Raw genomic sequence first — 19,802 nt, 5'->3', positions numbered from 1 at the left:
CCTCAAGAACTGCCCCAGCGTCCACCCTGGTTCCGACGCGGCATCCGACTCGGCCTCGCGCTGGCATCCGGCTCGTCCTGGCGCCGGCATCCGGCCCGGCTCGTGCCCCGGCGTTCGACCTGTCGCCCGCGCGCAACGATGACGCCGCCACTGCGGGCAGGCACACGCTCACGTGAGGATGGCGCGCGCCATCATCCTGTATCCCGGGATGCTCCGCGGCCCATGGAACGGGCTCGCGGCCGACGGCGCGGGCCTCTCCTTCGGTGCGACCGCGTCCGCATCTGCATCCGCTCCCGCAGCCTGAGGCCCCGGACCGGGAGCCTCCATACCGAGCGGGGACCGCGCGCCGCCGGCGCCACCGCCCCAGGGCAGCAGCACGCTCGGGCCCCGCAGGCCCAGCAGAAGCATCGGATCCAGATAGTCCTCCCCGCGGCGAGCCCCCAGGTGCAGGCAGGTGGCCGCCGGGCAGTGGGCGAGCTCCGGCCGATCCTCGACAGTGCCGATCACGGTGCCGGCCTGGACCGGGACACCGGCCTCGAGCACTCCCTCGACCGGTTCGTAGGTGGAGATCAGTCCGTCGGCGTGGACCACCGAGACCACCCCGCGGCCCGCCACCGTGCCGCTGAACCGCACCGTGCCCGCCTCGACCGCGCGCACCGGCGTCGGCGCAGCGGGCACTGCCAGATCGACTCCGCGATGCCCGGCCCCGTAGCGGTGCGCGGGCGGATCGAAGGGGACCAACACCTGATGCGGAGGATCCAGAGGCCACTGCCACCGCGCGTCCTCGGACAGGGCCGGAGCCGCCGGCGCGCCGAGCAGCACGCCGAGCACGAGCACCAGGCACAGCAGCGCCCGCGGCCCGCTCACCCGCCCAAGGGCGGACCCGCCCGAGCGTCCTGTCGCGGAGGCAGGGCGAGGCGGTGCGAGGAGAGGACGGGCCAGAGGGGTCATGACGAGCATCCTCGCGGCGTCACGGCGTCGCCGCCCGCGAGTCGGTGCAGCAGTGGACGAGCCGCCTCTGTGGAGGAACGGTCATTACGGCTCCTGAACCGCCTGGTCGGCTCGACCCGATGGGCCAGCTCGACCGGCTCGACCAGCTCGACCGGCCCGACCAGCTCGACCAGCTCGACCGGCTCGACCGCAACGGCAGGACGGAGCAGTCGGATCAGCCCCGTCGAACACCCCCGCTCCGGCGCGCGGCACAGCCCCGAGGGTGACGCACGACGCGCACGCCCGGGTTGCGGCGTCGGATAGACTTTCCTCAGCATCCGGTCCGTCCGGATGACTTCGCGTGCCCATCAGGGCTCGTCGGCCAACGGTCCTCGGCCGTCCCCGCGCTCGCGCGGGAGGCGAACGGGGCGGTCGACGCCCGGGCACCAGGCCCCGCACCACCCGGTGGCGGGGGAACAACCGAGAAAGCAGGTCCTGCGCGATGACTGCGGACGCCCCCGGGCGAGCCGTGCGAGCCCAGGACCAGAGAACAGAGGACACCATCATGGCAGTCGTCACCATGCGCCAGCTGCTGGACAGCGGCGTTCACTTCGGTCACCAGACCCGTCGCTGGAACCCGAAGGTCCGTCGCTTCATCTTCACCGAGCGCAACGGCATCTACATCGTCGACCTCATGCAGACCCTGTCGTACATCGACAAGGCCTACGACTTCGTCAAGCAGACGGTCGCCCACGGCGGCACCATCCTGTTCGTCGGCACCAAGAAGCAGGCGCAGGAGTCCGTCCAGGAGCAGGCCACCCGCGTGGGCATGCCCTACGTGAACCAGCGCTGGCTGGGCGGCATGCTCACCAACCTGCAGACCGTCTCCGCCCGCGTGAACCGCCTCAAGGAGCTCGAGCAGATCGACTTCGAGGATGTGGCCTCCTCCGGCCGCACCAAGAAGGAGCTGCTGATGATGCGCCGCGAGAAGGACAAGCTCGAGAAGACCCTGGGCGGCATCCGCGACATGGGCAAGGCACCCTCGGCCCTGTGGATCGTGGACACCAACAAGGAGCACCTGGCCGTCGACGAGGCGCAGAAGCTCAACATCCCCGTCGTCGCGATCCTGGACACCAACTGCGATCCCGACGAGATCACCTACCCGATCCCGGGCAACGACGACGCGATCCGCTCCGTCACCCTGCTGACCCGCGTCATCGCCGATGCCGTGGCCGCTGGTCTGCAGGAGCGTCACGCCAAGTCCGCCGGCGGCGAGAAGAACGTCTCCGCCGTCGACGCCGAGCCGCTGGCGGAGTGGGAGCAGGAACTGCTCAAGCAGTCCGAGGTCCAGCAGCAGGACGCACCCGCCGAGGAGTCCGTGGCCGCCGCTGAGGCACCCGCCGAAGAGGCACCTGCCGCCGAGGCTCCCGCCGCAGAGGCCACCGAGGAGAAGTCCTCCGAGGCTCCGGCCGCCGAGTGACCCGCGGGCCCGGGAACGCACCGATCGTTCCCGGGCCCCTCCACGGGCGGCGCACCTGCCGCCCGCCCCTGTCGAAGCAGCTCCCACAAGGAAGAGGAACATGGCCAACTACACGGCAGCAGACATCAAGGAGATCCGCGAGGCCACCGGCGCGGGCATGCTCGACGTCAAGAAGGCGCTCGACGAGGCGAACGGTGACAAGACCAAGGCCGTGGAGCTGATCCGCGTCAAGGGCCTCAAGGGCATCGCCAAGCGCGAGGGCCGCACCGCCTCCGAGGGCCTCATCGCCGTCGACATCCGCGACACCGAGGGCGGCCAGACCGGCACCCTGGTCGAGCTCAACTCCGAGACCGACTTCGTGGCCAAGAACGACAAGTTCGTCGCCCTGGGCGACGAGGCCGTGGCCGCGGCCGTCGAGTCCGGCGCCACCGAGCCCGAGCAGCTCGCCGACACCCCCTTCGGCGAGGCGCTGACCAACGCCGGCGCCACCATGGGCGAGAAGATCCTGGTGCGTCGTATCGGCCGCGTCTCCGGCGAGGTCGTCACCGAGTACCAGCACCGCACCAACAAGGACCTGCCCCCGCAGGTCGGCGTGCTCGTCGCGACCGATAAGGCCGGCGCCGAGGTGGCTCGCGACATCGCGATGCACATCGCCGCGTTCACCCCCTCCTACCTCTCGCGCGACGAGGTCCCCGAGGACAAGGTCGCCGACGAGCGCCGCATCGCCGAGGAGACCGCCCGCAACGAGGGCAAGCCCGAGCAGGCGATCTCCAAGATCGTCGAGGGTCGCCTCAACGGCTTCTTCAAGGAGCACTGCCTCCTGGACCAGGCCTTCGCCAAGGACCCCAAGAAGAGCGTCGGCCAGATCGCTGAGGAGGCCGGCGGCACCGTCACCGGCTTCGTCCGCTTCCGCGTCGGCAACTGACGCCTCCGGGAGGTGGTCCCCAGGACCCTCTCCCGTCGGCCGCGCGTGAGCGTGGCCACCGACCCGCGGCCTCGCACCATCGGTGCGGGGCCGCGCCGGTATCATCACCGAGGACCCAGCGCGGAAGGACCGACATGACCCAGACGTTCACGTCACCGATTCCTGTTCTCCCCAAGAGAGAGGACGGACGTCGAGTCCTCCTGAAGCTCTCTGGCGAAGCCTTCGGAGGAGGCGCTGTCGGCGTCGATCCCGATGTCGTCTCCCGCATCGCCGGCGAGATCGCCGAGGGCGTCGCCGAGGGCGTCGAGTGCGCGATCGTCGTGGGCGGCGGCAACTTCTTCCGCGGCGCCGAGCTCTCCCAGCGCGGCATGGACCGTCGCCGCGCCGACTACATGGGCATGCTCGGCACCGTCATGAACTGCCTCGCACTCCAGGACTTCCTCGAGCAGCGCGGCGTCTCCACCCGCGTGCAGACCGCCATCGAGATGGGTCAGGTCGCCGAGCCGTACATCCCCCTGCGCGCCGTGCGCCACCTCGAGAAGGGTCGCGTGGTCATCTTCGGCGCCGGCGCCGGCATGCCGTACTTCTCCACCGACACCGTCGCCGTGCAGCGCGCGCTCGAGATCGGCTGCGAAGAGGTGCTGATGGCCAAGAACGGTGTGGACGGGGTCTACGACGCCGATCCGCGCACCAACCCCGACGCGCAGAAGCTCGCCCACGTCACCTACAACGACGCGCTCCAGCGCGGGCTCAAGGTCGTGGACTCCACCGCCTTCAGCCTCTGCATGGACAACGCCCAGCAGATGATGGTCTTCGGCCTCGACGCCCCCGGCAACATCACCCGTGCCATGCGCGGGGACCGGATCGGCACCGTCGTCACCGAGTGACGCCCCTCGGCGCAGCCCCTGGCGCCGACTCCCCGGAGACGAGCTTCCCCAGCTCCTCCTGCCGCGCTTGACGGTGCGGGACAATGGACCACGAACACCCACCCAGAGACGAGGAGCACCCCGTGAGCGACGACATCCCGAGCATCCTGAAGGACGCCGAGGCGAAGATGAAGAAGTCCCTGGAGGTCACCCGGGACGAGTTCACCGCGATCCGCACCGGCCGCGCGAACGCTGCGATGTTCCAGGGCATCACCGTCGAGTACTACGGCGCACCGACCCCGCTGAACCAGCTGGCCTCCCTGCAGTTCCCCGAGGCCCGCACGGTCATCGTCACCCCCTACGACAAGACGGCGATGGCCGCGGTGGAGACCGCTCTGCGCGACTCGGACCTCGGCGTGAACCCCACCAACAACGGTGACAACCTGCGCGTCGTCCTGCCCGCCCTCACCGAGGAGCGCCGCAAGGAGTACGTCAAGCTCGCCCGCAACAAGGCCGAGGACGGCCGAGTGGCCGTGCGCGGCTCCCGCGGCAATGCGAAGAAGGCCATCGAGAAGCTGGTCAAGGACAAGGAGATCGGCGAGGACGAGGGCACCCGCGCCGAGAAGGAGCTCGAGGCGCTCACCAAGAAGTACATCGAGCAGATCGACGAGTCCCTCGGCGCCAAGGAGACCGAGCTCGAGACCATCTGAGCGGTGGATCTCGACCACAGCCCCGGCAGGTGGAGACAACCCTGGTGAGCACTGAGCCCACGGCGTCGGCCGCGACGACCGCCTCGCCCTCCGGTGAGGCGGTCGTCGGCGTGCCCGGGCAGGAGCCCGAGCGCGCCCGGCGCCGGGGAGCCGGGCGGAACCTGCCTGCCGCGATCGCGGTCGGGGTGGGACTGGGCGCCGTGCTCATGGTGGCGGTGTTCGTCCTCCCGCAGGCCTTCCCCGTCGTGGCCGCCGTCGCGATGGTGCTCGCCGTACTGGAGCTGACCCGCGCCCTCGCGCACGGAGGACTCGAGCTGCCGGCCGTCCCGCTGCTGGTGGGGGTGATCGGCATGGTGGTCACCACCGAGGTGTTCGGGGCCGAGGGCCTGCTCGTCTCGACCGCCGCCGCCGTCTGCGTGCTGATCCTGTGGCGGGTGAGCGAGTCCATGGGGCTGAGCGCGCTGCGCGATGTCGCCGGGGGAGTGTTCGCCCTGGCCTGGATCCCGTTCCTGGGCTGCTTCCTGCTGCTGCTGTTCGACCGCGAGCAGGGCTCGATGCTGGTGCTGCTGGCGATCCTGGGCCCGGTCGGCAACGACATCGGCGGCTACGTCGCCGGGGTCCTGTTCGGGAAGCATCCGATGGCGCCGCGCATCAGCCCCAAGAAGAGCTGGGAGGGGTTCATCGGCTCCCTGCTGATGGGCACCGCGGCGGTGACCGCCGTCGGCCACTACGCCCTGGACCTGCCGATCTGGGTGGGTCTGGTCATCGGTGCCGTGCTGGTGGTGATCTCCACCTGCGGAGACCTCTCCCAGTCCCTGCTCAAGCGCGATCTCGGCATCAAGGACATGGGCCATCTGCTGCCCGGCCACGGGGGAGTGCTGGATCGGGTCGACTCGATCCTGCTCGCCGCCCCCACCACCTACGTCTTGCTGGAGGTACTGCTGCCATGAACGGCACCGACAAGCCCGCGGGGGCGAACGGCCCCGAGCCGGTCGCTCTGACCCGCAACCCCGATCTCTCCCGCGAGGCGGTGCCCGGGCAGAAGGTCGCCCTGGCTCCGGGTCAGCTCCAGCTGCGCCCCACCCGCCGCGGCAAGCCGCCGGCGCATCTGGCGGACCTCACGATGGAGGAGCGGATCGCGGCGGTGCAGGAGATGGGGCTGCCCGGCTTCCGCGCCAAGCAGCTGTCCGTGCACTACTTCGAGCACTTCACCACGGATCCCGAGGACCTCACGGATCTGCCCAAGGACCGTCGCCAGGAGCTGGTGGACCGCTTCTTCCCGCCGCTGCTGACCCAGGTCTCGCGGCAGTCCGCCGATCACGGCGCGACTCAGAAGTTCCTGTGGAAGCTGTTCGACGGCCCGATGGTCGAGTCGGTGCTGATGCGCTACAGCGACCGCAACACGCTGTGCATCTCCTCCGAGGCCGGCTGCGGCATGAACTGCCCCTTCTGCGCCACCGGCCAGATGGGCCTGACCCGCAACCTCTCCGCGGCGGAGATCCTCGAGCAGGTGCGCATCGCCAACCGGATGCTGGCGCGCGGCGAGCTGCCCGGCGGCACCGGGCGGGTCAACAACATCGTGTTCATGGGGATGGGCGAGCCGCTCGCGAACTACCGCCCCGTCGCCACCGTCTGCAAGCGGCTCAACGCCCCCGCCCCTGAGGGGTTCGGCATGGGGGCCCGGCACATCACCGTCTCCACGGTAGGTCTCGCCCCGGCGGTGCGGAAGCTCACCGCGGAGAAGATCCCGGTGACCCTCGCCGTGTCCCTGCACGCTCCGGACGACGAGCTGCGCAACGAGCTGGTGCCGATCAACACGCGCTTCGATGTGGACGAGATCCTCGACGCCGCCTGGGACTACTTCCAGACCACGGGGCGGCGCGTCAGCATCGAGTACGCGCTGATCCGCGACATCAACGATCAGGCGCACCGCGCCCAGCTGCTCGCGGACCGGCTGATCGCCCAGGGCGGCGCACACTGGGTGCACGTCAACCCGATCCCCCTGAACCCGGTCAAGGGCTCGAAGTGGACCGCCTCCGATCCGCTGGTCGAGAAGCGCTTCGTGGAGATCCTCCGGGACAACGGGATCTCCGCGACGATCCGGGACACCCGCGGCTCGGACATCGACGGCGCGTGCGGTCAGCTCGCGGCGGAGGTCATCGAGTCCGACGACCATCGCGTGGACCGCGAGGCGCGCGTGGCGCGCGTCGAGGCGATCGCCGCCGCTACCGACTGAGGGACGGGCCGCCATGGAGATCCGCTTCACGTCCGCGCGCTTCGGACCGGGATACGACGCCCAGGAGGTCGACGACTTCATCGACCGCTGCGAGCGCGCTGCGCGCAGCGGGGACGGCTCGATCACGGCCCAGGAGGTGACGGAGAAGCGCTTCACCCCCACCAGGTTCCGTGAGGGCTACGACATGGACGAGGTCGACCGCTTCCTCGATGACGTGCTGGTCCCGCTGCTCGACGACCCCACGCAGCACCCCGCGCTCCCGCAGCAGCATGTCACCGCTTCCGTCCCGCACCCCGCGGAGCGCCGCCCCGGCTTCTTCGCACGCCTCTTCGGAGGCGACCGGTGAGCCCGGCGCCGCAGCGCTCCCTCCCGCACGCCTCCCCGTCCCAGCACTCCCACGCCGCTACAGTGGGAGCCCGACAGCACCGAGGAAGGATCCACTGGTGAGCACATCGTTCGAGCGTGTCTCGCGCTTCAGCGTCGGATACGACATGCGCGAGGTCGACGCGTTCCTCTCCCGCGCCCGCTCCGCCTACGAGGGGCGCGATCCGGCCTTCAGCGGCGCCGACATCACCTCGGCGAGCTTCGCGACCGAGCGCGGCGGCTATGACATGAGGGTCGTCGACGAGGCCCTGGACCGCCTCTCGGACGCCTTCGCGCTGCAGGCACGGGACGATGCGATCGCCCGCGACGGCGAGGAGACCTGGATCGCGCAGCTCACCGAGCGCGCCGAGGTGCTCAAGGAGCGTCTGGAGCGTCCGGCGGGGGACCGCTTCGCCCCGGCCGCGCAGGGAGAGCCCGCCTACGACAAGGCGGACGTCGACGCCCTGTGCGACCAGCTCGTCGCCTACTTCACCGACGGCCACCCGATGAGCGTGGACGATGTGCGGCGCGCCGCCTTCGGCCGCCGCCGCGGCCCCGACGGGTACCGCGAGGCCGTCGTGGACGTCTACCTCGACCATGTCGCGGACGTGATGGCCTCCGTGCCGTGACCGGCACCCCCTCGCGCCGCCTGGTCCTGCTCGGAGCGACCGGCTCGATCGGCACCCAGGCGCTCGACGTCCTGACCCGCTACCCGGACATCGCCCGGGTCCACGGCCTCGCCGTCGGCGGCAGCCGCCCGGAGCTGGTGGCCGAGCAGGCGGTCGCGCACCGCCCCGCGCAGCTCGTGGTCTCCGACGCCGCCCGCGCGGAGGCCGTCGGGGCCGCGGTGCACAGCGCCTGCCGAGACGCCGGGATCCCCGCCCCGCAGATCACCGCGGGCGCTGACGCGGTGGTCGAGCTGGCCGGCTCCCTCGCCGAGGGGGATGTCGTGCTCAACGCGATCACCGGCTCCGTCGGCCTGCTGCCCACCCTCGCCGCTCTCGCCTCAGGGGCGCGACTGGCCCTGGCCAACAAGGAATCGCTCGTCGTGGGCGGGCACCTGGTCACGGACGCCGCGGCCCCCGGCCAGATCCTGCCCGTGGACTCCGAGCACACCGCGATCGCCCAGGCCCTGGCCGGCCTCACCCACGACCAGATCGACCACCTGGTGGTCACCGCCTCGGGCGGACCCTTCCGCGGCCGCAGCCGCGAGCAGCTCGCCCAGGTCACGCCCGAGCAGGCGCTCGCCCACCCCACCTGGTCGATGGGCCGGGTGATCACCACCAACTCCGCGACCCTGGTCAACAAGGCGCTCGAGGTGATCGAAGCCTGCTTCCAGTTCGATCTGCCCGAGGACCGCGTCCAGGTGGTCGTCCACCCCCAGTCGATCGTCCACTCGATGGTCACCCTCGTGGACGGCTCCACGATCGCGCAGGCGAGCCCGCCGGACATGCGCCATGCGATCGGCTGGGCGCTCGCCCATCCCGAGAAGCTCCCGGGACTGGCGGCGCCGCTGGACTTCCGCACCGCCCAGTCCTGGACCTTCGAACCGGTCGACGAGGACACCTTCGACGCGATCGCGCTCGCCCGCGCCGCGCACCGCGAGGGCGGCGGGGCGATGGCCGTCTACAACGCCGTGAACGAGGAGGCGGTGGACGCCTTCTTCGACGGGTCCCTGAGCTTCCTCGGCATCACCGCGCTGATCCGCGAGGTGCTCGAGGATCCGCAGCGACCCCGCGCTCAGCGGGTCGACGGGGTCGGCGGCCTGCTCGCCGTCGAGGAGTGGGCGCGCACCGCCGCCCGCGCCCGGCTCACCGGCCGAGGCCGCTGACCGTGCTGCTGTTCCTGCTCGGCGTGCTGATCATCGCGATCGGGCTCGCCGTCTCGATCGCGCTGCACGAGGTGGGGCACCTGGTGCCCGCGAAGCTGTTCGGGGTGCGCGTGACCCAGTACATGATCGGCTTCGGGCCCACGCTCCTCTCCCGCACCCGGGGCGAGACCGAGTACGGCCTCAAGGCCATCCCGCTGGGCGGCTACATCCGGATGATCGGCATGTACCCGCCGCACAAGGGGGAGCCCGAGGGAACCATCCGCGAGGACTCCACCGGCCTGCTGCAGCAGATGACCGAGCTGTCCGAGGAGGCGAAGCAGTACGAGTCCGCCCAGTACGGGCCGGAGGACGCCCACCGCACCTTCGTCGCGCTGTCGGTGCCCAAGAAGCTCGTGGTGATGCTCGGCGGGCCGCTGATGAACCTGCTGATCTCGGTGGTGCTGATGGTGGTGCTGGTCAGCGGTATCGGGCTGCCGGCGGTGACGCCCACCGTGCAGAGCGTCTCGGAATGCGTGGTCCCCGCGGACGCGCCCGCGGACACGTCGTGCGAGGGCCGCCCGGCCGCCCCGGCCCTGGCCGCGGGCATCCGCCCCGGCGACGTGCTGCGGGAGATCGACGGCCGGCAGATCGAGCGCTGGTCCGACGTCACCACCGCCGTACGCTCCGCGCAGGACCGCACCGTCGAGGTGGTCGTCGAGCGGGACGGGCAGACCCTCCGCCTCGAGGCGACGATGATCATCGACGCCCGCCCCGTGCTCGACGAGGACGGCGCCGCGGTGCGCGACGCCGACGGGAACCTGGTCACCGAGCAGGTGGGCTTCCTCGGGGTCGCCGGCACCCCGGACCTGGTGCCCCGGTCCCCGGCCGCGGTGCCGGAGATGGCATGGTCCGCCTTCACCCAGACGGGCAGGCTCGTGCTCACCCTGCCGGTGCGGCTGTACGAGGTGGGCCAGGCGGCCTTCGGGGACGCCGAGCGTGATCCCAACGGCCCGCTCGGTGTCGTCGGCGTCTCCCGCCTGGCGGGTGAGGTGGCCTCCGCCGATCAGCCCGGCTTCGAGCTGCGCGAGAAGACCGGCACCATGGTCTCGATGCTGGCCTCGCTGAACATGGCGCTGTTCGTGTTCAATCTGGTCCCGCTGCTGCCGCTGGACGGCGGCCACGTCGCCGGGGCGCTGCTCGAGGGGCTGAGGAGGTCCCTGGCCCGGCTGCGCGGCCGCCCGGACCCCGGCCCGGTGGACATGTCGCGGATGCTGCCGCTGACCAACGCGGTCGCGATCGTCTTCATCCTGATGACCCTGCTGCTGCTGTACGCGGACATCGTCCGTCCCATCACCCTGTTCCCCTGAGCGCGGGGGTGCGCTGGGCCACCGCACACGTGCAGGAGCGGTGGAGGTGTCGCATCTCGCCTCGCACGGGGTGCTCCCGAGTCCATAATGGAGGGGTGACTTCTGTGAGCCTCGGTATCCCGTCCGTCAAGCAGCCGCCGCCGGTGCTCGCCCCCCGGCGGAAGACCCGCAAGGTCAAGCTCGGCAAGATCCACGTGGGCGGCGATGCACCGATCACGGTGCAGTCGATGACCACCACCCCCACGCATGACATCAACGCGACCCTCCAGCAGATCGCGGAGCTGACCGCCGCAGGCTGCGACATCGTGCGCGTGGCCTGCCCGCGCCAGGAGGATGCGGATGCGCTCGTCGCGATCGCCGCGAAGTCCCCGATCCCGGTGATCGCTGACATCCACTTCCAGCCCAAGTACGTCTTCGCCGCGATCGAGGCCGGCTGCGCCGGGGTGCGCGTGAACCCCGGCAACATCCGTCGCTTCGATGATCAGGTCAAGGACATCGCCAAGGCCGCGAACGACCACGGCACCGCCCTGCGCATCGGCGTGAACGCCGGCAGCATCGACAAGCGCATGATGACCGGCGACCGCGTGACCCCGGAGGCGCTGGTCGCCTCCGCGAAGTGGGAGGCCTCGCTCTTCGAGGAGCACGGCTTCCACGACTTCGGCATCTCCGTCAAGCACAACGACCCGATCATCATGGTCGAGGCCTACCGTCAGCTGGCGGAGGAGGGCGACTGGCCCCTGCACCTCGGCGTGACCGAGGCGGGCCCCGCCTTCCAGGGCACCATCAAGTCTTCTGTCGCCTTCGGCATCCTGCTGGGCGAGGGTATCGGCGACACCATCCGCGTCTCGCTCTCGGCCCCGCCGGTCGAGGAGGTCAAGGTCGGCAACCAGATCCTGCAGTCGCTGAACCTCAAGCCCCGCAAGCTGGACATCGTCTCCTGCCCCTCCTGCGGCCGCGCCCAGGTGGACGTCTACAAGCTCGCCGACGAGGTCACCGAGGGGCTCAAGCACCTCGAGGTGCCGCTGCGCGTCGCGGTGATGGGCTGCGTCGTCAACGGTCCGGGGGAGGCTCGCGAGGCCGATCTCGGTGTGGCCTCCGGCAACGGCAAGGGCCAGATCTTCGTCAAGGGCGAGGTCATCAAGACCGTCCCCGAGGCGGACATCGTCGAGACCCTGCTGGCCGAGGCCAACCGCATCGCGGCTGAGATGGGGGAGGACGTCCCCGCCTCGGGTGCTCCCTCCGTCTCCGTGGGCTGACCGCCCATGTTCCGGCGCGGCGGGCGGGTGCGTGCGCTCCGTCCCGGCGGCCTCGACGCCGCGCTCGCCCTCGCGCTGACCGACCCGATCACCAACGCGCTCGCCGGAGCGCGGCTCGGGGAGGCGGCGCGCTCGGCCGCGCTGGCCCAGGAGTTCTCGATCTCCGGTGAGGAGCTGCGCCCCGAGGGCGTGCTCTGGCACGGTGTGAACCTCTCGCCGATGTCCGCGACCGAGCAGGCGCTGGATGATTTCGGCCGCCGCATGGCCGGTCGCGGCCGACGGGCCAGCTCCGTCGTCGGCGACCGCGCCGCGGTGCAGCGGCTCTGGGAGCACCTGGCGCCGAGCTGGGGCGCCGACGTGCGCGAGTACCGCTGGAGCCAGCCCCTGCTGCTGGCCGAGGAGACCGTCTCGAGCCCGCCCGCAGGGCTCCGACCGGCGCGCCCGGGCGAGGAGTCGGCGGTGTTCCCCGCAGCCGTCGCGATGTTCCGCGAGGAGGTGGGCGTGGATCCGCTGCTGGGCGACAGCGGGCGCTCCTACCGGGCTCGGATCGCCGAGCTGATCCGCCACCGCCGCACCTATGTGGTGATCGAGGGCGGCCAGGTGCTGTTCAAGGCGGACGTCGGCGCGATCTTCGGGCCGGTCGCGCAGATCCACGGGGTCTGGGTGCGGCCCGATCGGCGCGGTCAGGGCCTGGGACGCGCCGGGATGGCCGAGCTGGTGGCCCAGGTGCGCCGGGACCACGCCCCGCAGGTCACCCTCTACGTCAACGACTTCAACGCGCCGGCGCGGCGGGCCTACGCCGCCGCGGGCTTCCACCAGGTCGGGGAACTGACCACGATCCTGTTCTGAGCTGTGCCGTCGGCCCCGGTCCGCTCCGCGCCGGCGCTCGCACCCTCGCCTCGGACCCGCAACAGCCCACTGGCGACCCAGATCTCGACCAGAAGCGGTTCGCCAGCGGGCGGTTGCGGGGCCGCCGCAGGACGGCGCGCCCGCCGCAGCGGATACACTCCGGCGATGACCGCGCCGACCTCGCCCGCTGAACCCCGCCTCTACCTGCTGCAGGGTCCGCCCGCCGTCGGCAAGCTGACCCTCGCTCGCGAGCTCGATCGGCGCACCGGCGCGATCGTGGTCGACAACCACCTGGTCAACAACGCCGTGTTCGTGCCGATGGGGCTGGGCCGCGACTCCGACGTGACGCTCGAGCAGACCGACGCCCTGCGTGACCGCGTGCGCGAGGTGGTGCACGAGGCCACCGCCGCTGCCCCGGCCTCGCTCAGCCACGTCTTCACCTTCTGGCTCCCCGACAGCCCTGAGAACGCCGAGCACGCCCAGCGCCTGCGCGACCTCGCCGACCGCCGCGGCGTGCGATTCGTGCCGGTGTGGCTCACGGCCTCCCGCGAGGCGCTGCTCGCGCGGGTCTCCGCTCCCGAACGGGCCGAGAGGTCCAAGCTGGTGGACCCGGAGGTCCTGTCCGAGCTGCTCGAGATGCCGCAGCTGCCGGCCCCGCCGGAGGCCGTGATCCTCGACCTCGAGGACATCACGCCGGCGCGTGCGGTCGACGAGCTACTGGCCGCGCTCGGCTGACCGTCGCGCTCGGCTGCCCGCCGTGCCCACTCGCCCGACGCGCTCGGCGCCCGCGGCGCAGACGCACCCGCCGATCATCCGCGCCGCAGCGCATCCAGCGCCAGCACCGCGTTCGCGGCGGTCCAGGCGAGCGGGGCGACCTCCGCCGGCCGCCCGTCGAACAGCACCTTCTCCGGCAGCGACCCCGCCTCGGTGCGGTGAGCGGCGAGCCAGGTCAGGATCGCCGTGGCCTCCTCGTGCTCGCCGGCGCGGGCGAGGCCCAGGGCGAGCAGGCTGGTCGACGGCGTCCAGCTCACCCCGTCCTCCCTCCAGGCGGCGCCCGGTGCGATGCCGCCTCCGGGCCGGGCGAGGGAGGTGCGCAGCGAGAGCAGCTGCGCGGGCGTGGCCACGTCGTGGCACCCGGTCGCATCGAAGAAGGCGAGGGCGGAGTCCGGGCCTCCGCCGCGGCGATAACGCTGATGGCCGTGCTGACCGAAGGTGCCCTCGAGCAGCACGGCGAAGGTCTCGGCCGCCTCGTGCGCGGCGGCCGCGCCGGTCATCCGCGCCCCGGCACGCAGACCGGTGAGCGTCGCGGCCATGATCCCCAGGGTCACCGCGTCCTCGCGCACCTCCCAGTAGTCGGGGGAGACCGGCGGCAGGCCCGCCCCGCCGCGGGTGCCGGTGTGCAGGGCGCTGAGGGAGGTGGTGATCAGCGGGTCCAGTGCCTCGAGCACCTGCTCGCGGCGCGTGGCGCCGGCGGCGTCGGCGACCTCGTCGGCCGCCCACAGCAGCAGCCCGGTGCCGTCGAACTGACGGTGCCGGCGATCGGGCGCCTGCCCGGTCGCCGGGTCGTATCGGGCCTCGAACCAGCCGTCGGATCCCTGGAGGGACTGGAGGTGCAGGAGCGCTGAGAGCGCGGTGTCCACGTGCCCCACCCGGGCCAGGGCCGCCGCGCAGAAGGCGGTGTCGCGCGGCCAGATGTACCGCCAGGAGTCGCTCCATCCGGCCGCGGGGGCGGGCAGGTCGTCGCTGAGCACCCACAGGTCGCGCAGCGCGGACTCCGCCAGGGTCGGCAGCCCCGCACCGATTCCCGGAGCATCGGAGAGGGAGGTGCGCCAGGCGGCGGTGCCCTCCCAGAACTCCTCCGCACGAGCGCGCACGGGAGAGCTGCCGGGGTGGTCGGAGCTCAGCCGGGCACCGTCGTCGGGCGCGGTGCCGCCGGCGCGAGCACCCACAGTGCGGCGCCTCCCGTCTGCGTCGTAGACGACGGTCTGGGACCACAGCGGGATCTCAGTCGCGGGGTCGATCGCCGGGCGCAGCGCGCGATGCGCGGTGAGGCCGCCGGCGCTGAGGGCCCCCAGCGCCGCGAGGGCACCGGTCCCGCGCAGCACCTGCCGACGGGACGAGGAGCTGGGCATCCCCCGAGGGTACCGGCGCACGCTCCGTGCCCGCCCAGCGCCCGCACAGCAGCCGTCGGACGCCCGCTGCGCGCTCTCCGCGAGCGCCGGTGCGCCGTCCCGGACCGTTACCATGGGCCTGCGCGAGCCACCGGTGGCCCCGCACCGATCCGCCCCGTGTGAAAGGCCTGCTCCATGATCCGTCTGTCCTCGTCGTTCGTCCGCACCCTGCGGGAGGACCCGGCCGACGCCGAGGTGGCCAGCCACAAGCTGCTGGTGCGTGCGGGCTACATCCGCCGCAGCGCCGCAGGCGTCTACACCTGGTTGCCGCTCGGGCTGAAAGTGCTGCGCAAGGTCGAGCAGATCGTGCGCGAGGAGCAGGACGCGATCGGCGGCCAGGAGGTGCTGTTCTCGGCCCTCCAGCCGCGCGAGCCCTACGAGGCCACCGGCCGCTGGGAGGACTACGGCCCGAACCTGTTCCGCCTCCAGGACCGCAGGCAGGACGACTACCTGCTCGCCCCCACGCACGAGGAGATGTTCACCCTCACGGTGAAGGACCTGTTCTCCTCGTACAAGGACCTGCCCACGATGCTGTACCAGATCCAGTCGAAGTACCGCGATGAGGCCCGTCCCCGCGCCGGGCTGCTGCGCACCCGCGAGTTCCTCATGAAGGACGCCTACTCCTTCGACGTCGCCGACGCGGGCCTGGACGCCTCCTACGAGAAGCAGCGCGGCGCCTACCAGCGCACCTTCGAGCGCCTCGGCCTGCCCACCGTGATCTGCCAGGCCGACGCCGGCGCGATGGGCGGCTCCCGCTCCGAGGAGTTCCTCCACCCCACCCCGGTGGGGGAGGACACCTTCGTGGTCTCCGACGGCGGCTACGCCGCGAACGTCGAGGCGGTCACCACTCTCGCCCCGCCCGCCCTGGACGAGGCCGCGATCGCCGCGCTGCCGGCGATGCACATCGAAGACACCCCCGGCGCCTCGACCATCGCGAAGCTCGCCGAGTTCTCCAACCGGGCCTTCCCCGGTCAGGGCCCGATCGCCGAGTCCGGCGAGTGGACGCGCTACGAGATGCTCAAGCACCTCGTCTACCTGCTCACCCACCCCGACGGCACCACCGAGCCGCTGGTGATCGCGCTGCCCGGCGACCGCGAGGTGGATGCAAAGCGGCTCGAGGTCGCCGTCGCCCCCGCGATCGCCACGCCCTTCACCGACGCCGATTTCGCCCAGCACCCGGTGCTGACCAAGGGGTACATCGGCCCCGAGGGGCTGGGCCTGGAGGCGGAGTCCGGGATCCGCTACCTGGTGGATCCGCGCGTGGTGCCGGGCACCTCGTGGGTCGCCGGCGCCGGGCAGAAGGACAAGCACGTCTACGATCTCGTCTACGGGCGCGACTTCACCGCCGACGGCACCATCGAGGCCGCGGAGGTGCGCGACGGCGATCCCGCTCCCGACGGCTCCGGCCCGCTGCGCCTGACGCGCGGCATGGAGATGGGCCACATCTTCCAGCTCGGCCGCAAGTACGCCGAGGCGCTGGACCTCAAGGTGCTCGACGAGAACGGCAAGGCCGTCGTGGTGACGATGGGCTCCTATGGCATCGGGGTCACCCGCGCGGTCGCGGCCGTCGCCGAGCTGTACCACGACGAGAAGGGCCTGGCCTGGCCGCGCCAGCTCGCCCCCGCCGACGTGCACATCATGGCCACCGGCAAGGGCCAGGAGATCTTCGAGGAGGCCGAGCGCATCGCCGCCGAGCTCGAGGCGCACGGCCTCGAGGTGCTGCTGGACGACCGTCCCAAGGTGTCCCCGGGCGTGAAGTTCAAGGACGCCGAGCTGCTGGGCATGCCCACCGCCGTCGTGATCGGCAGGGGACTGGCCACGGGCGTGGTCGAGCTCCGCGACCGTGCCAGCGGCGAGGTGCGCGAGGTCTCGCCCCAGGAGGTCGTGGACGCCGTCGTGGCGGAGGTCCGCGGGGCCTGAACCCCGGCGCCGGCGTGCTCAGGAGCGCGCCGGCGGACCCTCCACCTCCAGGCTCGGCAGGGGCTCGAGTGCATCCACCATCCCGGCCAGGCGCACCGCCTCCTCGAGCGCGGCGGCGATCGGCAGCGGCCGCCGCTCGAAGGGTGCCGCGCCGGTGAGCGCCACGTGGTCGATCAGCAGCCCCTGCGCGAGCAGGGTGGGCAGCCGGCCCGCCAGCTGCGCATCGAGCGTCCCGCCCGGGAGGGCGTAGACGGCCTGGCGCGGCACCACGGGGGCGCCGTCCTGCTCCGCCAGCAGGGCCAGCTCCTCGGCGCGGGTGCGGTGGACCTCGACCTGACCCAGGTGCTCCTCGCGCGCCTCCTCCTCGGTGCGGGCCGCGAGCACCTCATGGAGGTAGGCGGCGTACCACTCCTCCTGCTGGGTCTGCTCGATCGAGGTGTGGTAGTCGCTCTCGGCGCCGATCGAGGGAGGGTCCGTGGCCGGCACCTCGCGGGTGGCCACTATCTGCTCGGCGCTCGTCGGCGGCCGCACCTCTCCTAGCGCGCCGGTGTCCGCGAGCCGCTGCGCGATCCATGCCGTGTGCGCCGCGATCGCGACCACCGGGCGGGCGAGCGACCCGGAGACCTGCCGGGCGGCGTCGGTCGCGAGGTCCCGCAGCTCCACCAGCGTCTCGAGCAGCCCTGCGGGGTCCGTGGGCGCATCCGCGGGGACGGGGGAGGGGGTCTGCCCGGGCGCGGGATCCTCGCGCGCCTCGTCCTCCTTCTCCCGCTGCGCGGCGGTCAGCAGCGCGGTGCGCTGGATCGGCAGCGCGGCGGCCAAGGTGGTCAGGGTGGCTGACAGGGCGGGCTCTTCAGTCCCGGGATCGTGCACGGCGATCACCTGCTCGGTGCCGGCCAGGGCGCGCTCGAGCGCGGTGAGCAGGTCGATGCGGAAGAGGTCGTCGATGCCGGGCGGGGGCGGCGTGTACTCCTCGGGACCTCCCAGCGTGATCCGTCCGCAGCCCGCTGCGGTCATCACGGCGAGGGCGCCGATGGCGAGACGCAGCACCCCTCGACGGGGGACGGCGGCGGGACGAGCGAGGAGCGACACAAGGAGGATTGTCGCATCGGGGCCTCCGAGGTGCGCGCGAGCAGCGCGCGCCCACTATCCTGGGGGGACTGCTCCGGGGGACCCCCGGGCATCACAGAACCCATAGCAGGAGGAGACGAGCGGCCATGAGCGCACTCGATGACCTGACCATCCTGCGGGACGCGGCCACCCGGGTGCTGGACGCCCACGGCCTCGTCCTCGAGGACATCGAGATCCGCGGCGGCGGGACCCCGCAGGTGCGGCTGATCGTGGATCTGCCCGAGGACCAGCTGGGCAGCGCCGATCTCGACACCGTCGCCGAGGCCTCTCGTGAGCTCTCCGAGATGGTCGACGCCGACGACACCCTGCTGGGCGCCGATCCCGTCCTGCTCGAGGTGACCACCCCCGGTGTCGAGCGCACCCTCACCGCACCGCGCCACTTCCGGCGCTCACGGGGCCGGCTGCTCGCCCTGACCACCGCCGACGGCACCGCCCTGCGCGCGCGGCTGCTCGCGGTCGACGGCGAGGAGCTGTCCCTGCGCCAGGAGCCGGGCCGCGACGACCGCGGGCGGCCCCTCAAGCTCGCCGCAGGGACCACGGAGCATCTCCGGCTCCCTCTCGCGCAGATCACCGACGCCCGGGTCGAGATCGAGTTCGATCCCCCCGCCGACCTCGCGCAGCTGCTCGCCGACGCCGAGGCCCAGAACCACCCCACCGCAACGAAGGAGAGCTGAGATGGACATCGACATGGGTGCCCTGCGGGCCCTCGAACGGGAGCGCGAGATCAGCCTGCCCGTGCTGCTGGACGCGATCCGCTCGGCCCTCCACGCCGCCTACCTCCACACCGACCACCCGGTGCGCGACTCGGAGGTGCTGATCGACGAGAGCACCGGCGAGGTCGCCGTGATCGCGCGGGAGCGCGACGGCGACGGCACGGTGATCGAGGAGTGGGACGACACCCCCGAGAACTTCGGGCGCGTCGCCGCCTCGACCGCCCGCCAGGTGATCTTCCAGCGCATCCGCGACCTCGAGGACGAGGCGGTGCTCGGCGAGTTCGCCGATCGCGCCGACGACATCGTCTCGGGCATCATCCAGCAGGGCCGCGACCCGCGGATGGTGCTGGTGGACCTGGGAGACGTCGAAGCGGTGCTGCCCCCGCACGAGCGCGTGCCGGGCGAGGACTACTCCCACGGTCGTCGGCTGCGCGCCTATGTCACCGAGGCGCGGCGCGGCCCCAAGGGCCCCCAGATCACGCTCTCTCGCTCGCACCCGAACCTGGTGCGGCGACTGTTCGCTCTCGAGGTCCCCGAGGTCGCCGACGGCACCGTCGAGATCGCCGGGCTCGCCCGCGAAGCCGGCCACCGCACCAAGATGGCGGTCTACGGCACGGTGCCCGGGGTGAACCCCAAGGGCTCCTGCATCGGCCCGATGGGCGCGCGCGTGCGCGCCGTGATGAACGAGCTCGGCGGGGAGAAGATCGACATCGTCGACTTCGACGAGGACCCCACCCGGTACGTCACCAACGCGCTCTCGCCCGCGAAGGTCTCCAGCGTGACCGTGATCGACGAGGTGGGCCGCGCCGTGCGCGCGGTGGTCCCCGAGAACCAGCTCTCCCTCGCGATCGGCAAGGACGGGCAGAACGCCCGTCTGGCCGCGAAGCTCACCGGCTGGAAGATCGACATCCGCCCGGAGAGCGCACCGGAGCCGCCCGCCGGCGCCTGAGGTGTGTCGCAGGCCTCCCCGCTGAGGTCGCAGCGGTGTCGGTCCGCTACACTGGGGAGGCTGTTCGCCGAGCAGAACCGCAGATCGATCTCGGATCCTGCCTGCCTCAGCGGACGCGCTCGGAACGGA

Annotated in this window: 19 protein-coding genes; 16 read left to right on the top strand and 3 right to left on the bottom strand. The window is 72.0% G+C overall.

Annotated features, from left to right (window positions below):
• Positions 1 to 168 precede the first annotated feature (168 nt).
• The gene (locus tag BN4251_RS07090) at positions 169 to 867 is read right to left on the bottom strand and encodes a murein hydrolase activator EnvC family protein (RefSeq protein ID WP_245810239.1); all 699 of its coding nucleotides are present in this window, start codon (positions 865 to 867) and stop codon (positions 169 to 171) included.
• A gap of 628 nt (positions 868 to 1,495) precedes the next feature.
• On the opposite strand from BN4251_RS07090, the gene rpsB reads away from it, so the two are divergent.
• The 13 genes from rpsB (at position 1,496) to BN4251_RS07025 (ending at position 13,527) form a co-directional block, all read left to right on the top strand.
• A complete protein-coding gene (rpsB, locus tag BN4251_RS07085; RefSeq protein ID WP_087484431.1) occupies positions 1,496 to 2,410 on the top strand; it encodes a 30S ribosomal protein S2 in 915 nt (304 codons plus the stop codon).
• Between the two features lie 100 nt (positions 2,411 to 2,510).
• Positions 2,511 to 3,335 (top strand): translation elongation factor Ts, encoded by an 825-nt coding sequence (gene tsf, locus BN4251_RS07080; protein ID WP_087484430.1) that lies wholly within the window; start codon positions 2,511 to 2,513, stop codon positions 3,333 to 3,335.
• A 134-nt stretch (positions 3,336 to 3,469) separates the two neighbouring features.
• Complete coding sequence (gene pyrH / locus BN4251_RS07075) at positions 3,470 to 4,222, top strand: UMP kinase (protein WP_087484429.1); 753 nt, start codon at positions 3,470 to 3,472, stop codon at positions 4,220 to 4,222.
• Between the two features lie 122 nt (positions 4,223 to 4,344).
• Positions 4,345 to 4,911: a ribosome recycling factor gene (gene frr / locus BN4251_RS07070; RefSeq protein WP_087484428.1), complete on the top strand. Its 567-nt coding sequence runs from the start codon at positions 4,345 to 4,347 to the stop codon at positions 4,909 to 4,911.
• A 44-nt stretch (positions 4,912 to 4,955) separates the two neighbouring features.
• Positions 4,956 to 5,861: a phosphatidate cytidylyltransferase gene (locus BN4251_RS07065; protein WP_087484427.1), complete on the top strand. Its 906-nt coding sequence runs from the start codon at positions 4,956 to 4,958 to the stop codon at positions 5,859 to 5,861.
• On the top strand, positions 5,858 to 7,147 hold the full coding sequence (gene rlmN / locus BN4251_RS07060) for a dual-specificity RNA methyltransferase RlmN (RefSeq protein ID WP_087484426.1): 1,290 nt from the start codon (positions 5,858 to 5,860) through the stop codon (positions 7,145 to 7,147). The genes BN4251_RS07065 and rlmN overlap by 4 nt, the downstream gene beginning before the upstream one ends.
• Positions 7,148 to 7,160: 13 nt before the next feature.
• Positions 7,161 to 7,493 carry a DivIVA domain-containing protein gene (locus BN4251_RS18945; RefSeq protein ID WP_087484425.1) on the top strand — a complete coding sequence of 111 codons (333 nt, stop codon included), beginning with the start codon at positions 7,161 to 7,163 and terminating at the stop codon, positions 7,491 to 7,493.
• A gap of 97 nt (positions 7,494 to 7,590) precedes the next feature.
• Positions 7,591 to 8,139, top strand: coding sequence for a DivIVA domain-containing protein (locus tag BN4251_RS07050; protein WP_087484424.1), 549 nt, complete (start codon positions 7,591 to 7,593; stop codon positions 8,137 to 8,139).
• A complete protein-coding gene (gene dxr / locus BN4251_RS07045; protein WP_087484423.1) occupies positions 8,136 to 9,341 on the top strand; it encodes a 1-deoxy-D-xylulose-5-phosphate reductoisomerase in 1,206 nt (401 codons plus the stop codon). Before BN4251_RS07050 ends, dxr begins: the two co-directional genes overlap by 4 nt.
• 2 nt (positions 9,342 to 9,343) lie before the next feature.
• On the top strand, positions 9,344 to 10,687 hold the full coding sequence (locus BN4251_RS07040) for a M50 family metallopeptidase (protein WP_087484938.1): 1,344 nt from the start codon (positions 9,344 to 9,346) through the stop codon (positions 10,685 to 10,687).
• 95 nt (positions 10,688 to 10,782) lie between these two features.
• A complete protein-coding gene (ispG, locus tag BN4251_RS07035; RefSeq protein ID WP_087484422.1) occupies positions 10,783 to 11,943 on the top strand; it encodes a flavodoxin-dependent (E)-4-hydroxy-3-methylbut-2-enyl-diphosphate synthase in 1,161 nt (386 codons plus the stop codon).
• A gap of 6 nt (positions 11,944 to 11,949) precedes the next feature.
• Positions 11,950 to 12,792 carry a GNAT family N-acetyltransferase gene (locus tag BN4251_RS07030; protein WP_087484421.1) on the top strand — a complete coding sequence of 281 codons (843 nt, stop codon included), beginning with the start codon at positions 11,950 to 11,952 and terminating at the stop codon, positions 12,790 to 12,792.
• A 165-nt stretch (positions 12,793 to 12,957) separates the two neighbouring features.
• Entirely contained in the window at positions 12,958 to 13,527 is a 570-nt protein-coding gene (locus BN4251_RS07025; RefSeq protein ID WP_087484420.1) for a P-loop nucleotide/nucleoside kinase family protein, read from the top strand.
• Between the two features lie 74 nt (positions 13,528 to 13,601).
• Here the strand turns inward: BN4251_RS07025 and BN4251_RS07020 are convergent, their stop codons facing one another.
• Positions 13,602 to 14,924, bottom strand: coding sequence for a glycoside hydrolase family 15 protein (locus BN4251_RS07020; protein WP_087484419.1), 1,323 nt, complete (start codon positions 14,922 to 14,924; stop codon positions 13,602 to 13,604).
• A gap of 174 nt (positions 14,925 to 15,098) precedes the next feature.
• On the opposite strand from BN4251_RS07020, the gene BN4251_RS07015 reads away from it, so the two are divergent.
• Complete coding sequence (locus BN4251_RS07015) at positions 15,099 to 16,883, top strand: proline--tRNA ligase (RefSeq protein ID WP_087484418.1); 1,785 nt, start codon at positions 15,099 to 15,101, stop codon at positions 16,881 to 16,883.
• Positions 16,884 to 16,901: 18 nt separating this feature from the next.
• Here the strand turns inward: BN4251_RS07015 and BN4251_RS07010 are convergent, their stop codons facing one another.
• A complete protein-coding gene (locus BN4251_RS07010) occupies positions 16,902 to 17,972 on the bottom strand; it encodes a DUF4439 domain-containing protein (protein WP_087484417.1) in 1,071 nt (356 codons plus the stop codon).
• 125 nt (positions 17,973 to 18,097) lie between these two features.
• On the opposite strand from BN4251_RS07010, the gene BN4251_RS07005 reads away from it, so the two are divergent.
• Together BN4251_RS07005 and nusA are read left to right on the top strand one after the other, a co-directional pair.
• Positions 18,098 to 18,685, top strand: a complete 588-nt coding sequence (locus BN4251_RS07005) for a ribosome maturation factor RimP (RefSeq protein ID WP_087484416.1) — start codon at positions 18,098 to 18,100, stop codon at positions 18,683 to 18,685.
• 1 nt (position 18,686) lies between these two features.
• The gene (gene nusA, locus BN4251_RS07000) at positions 18,687 to 19,673 is read left to right on the top strand and encodes a transcription termination factor NusA (protein WP_087484415.1); all 987 of its coding nucleotides are present in this window, start codon (positions 18,687 to 18,689) and stop codon (positions 19,671 to 19,673) included.
• The last annotated feature ends 129 nt before the right edge of the window (positions 19,674 to 19,802 follow it).

It is taken from the genome of Brachybacterium massiliense, assembly GCF_900184245.1.
Taxonomy (GTDB): Bacteria; Actinomycetota; Actinomycetes; order Actinomycetales; family Dermabacteraceae; genus Brachybacterium; species Brachybacterium massiliense.
This window is presented reverse-complemented; position numbering and strand designations above follow the sequence as displayed.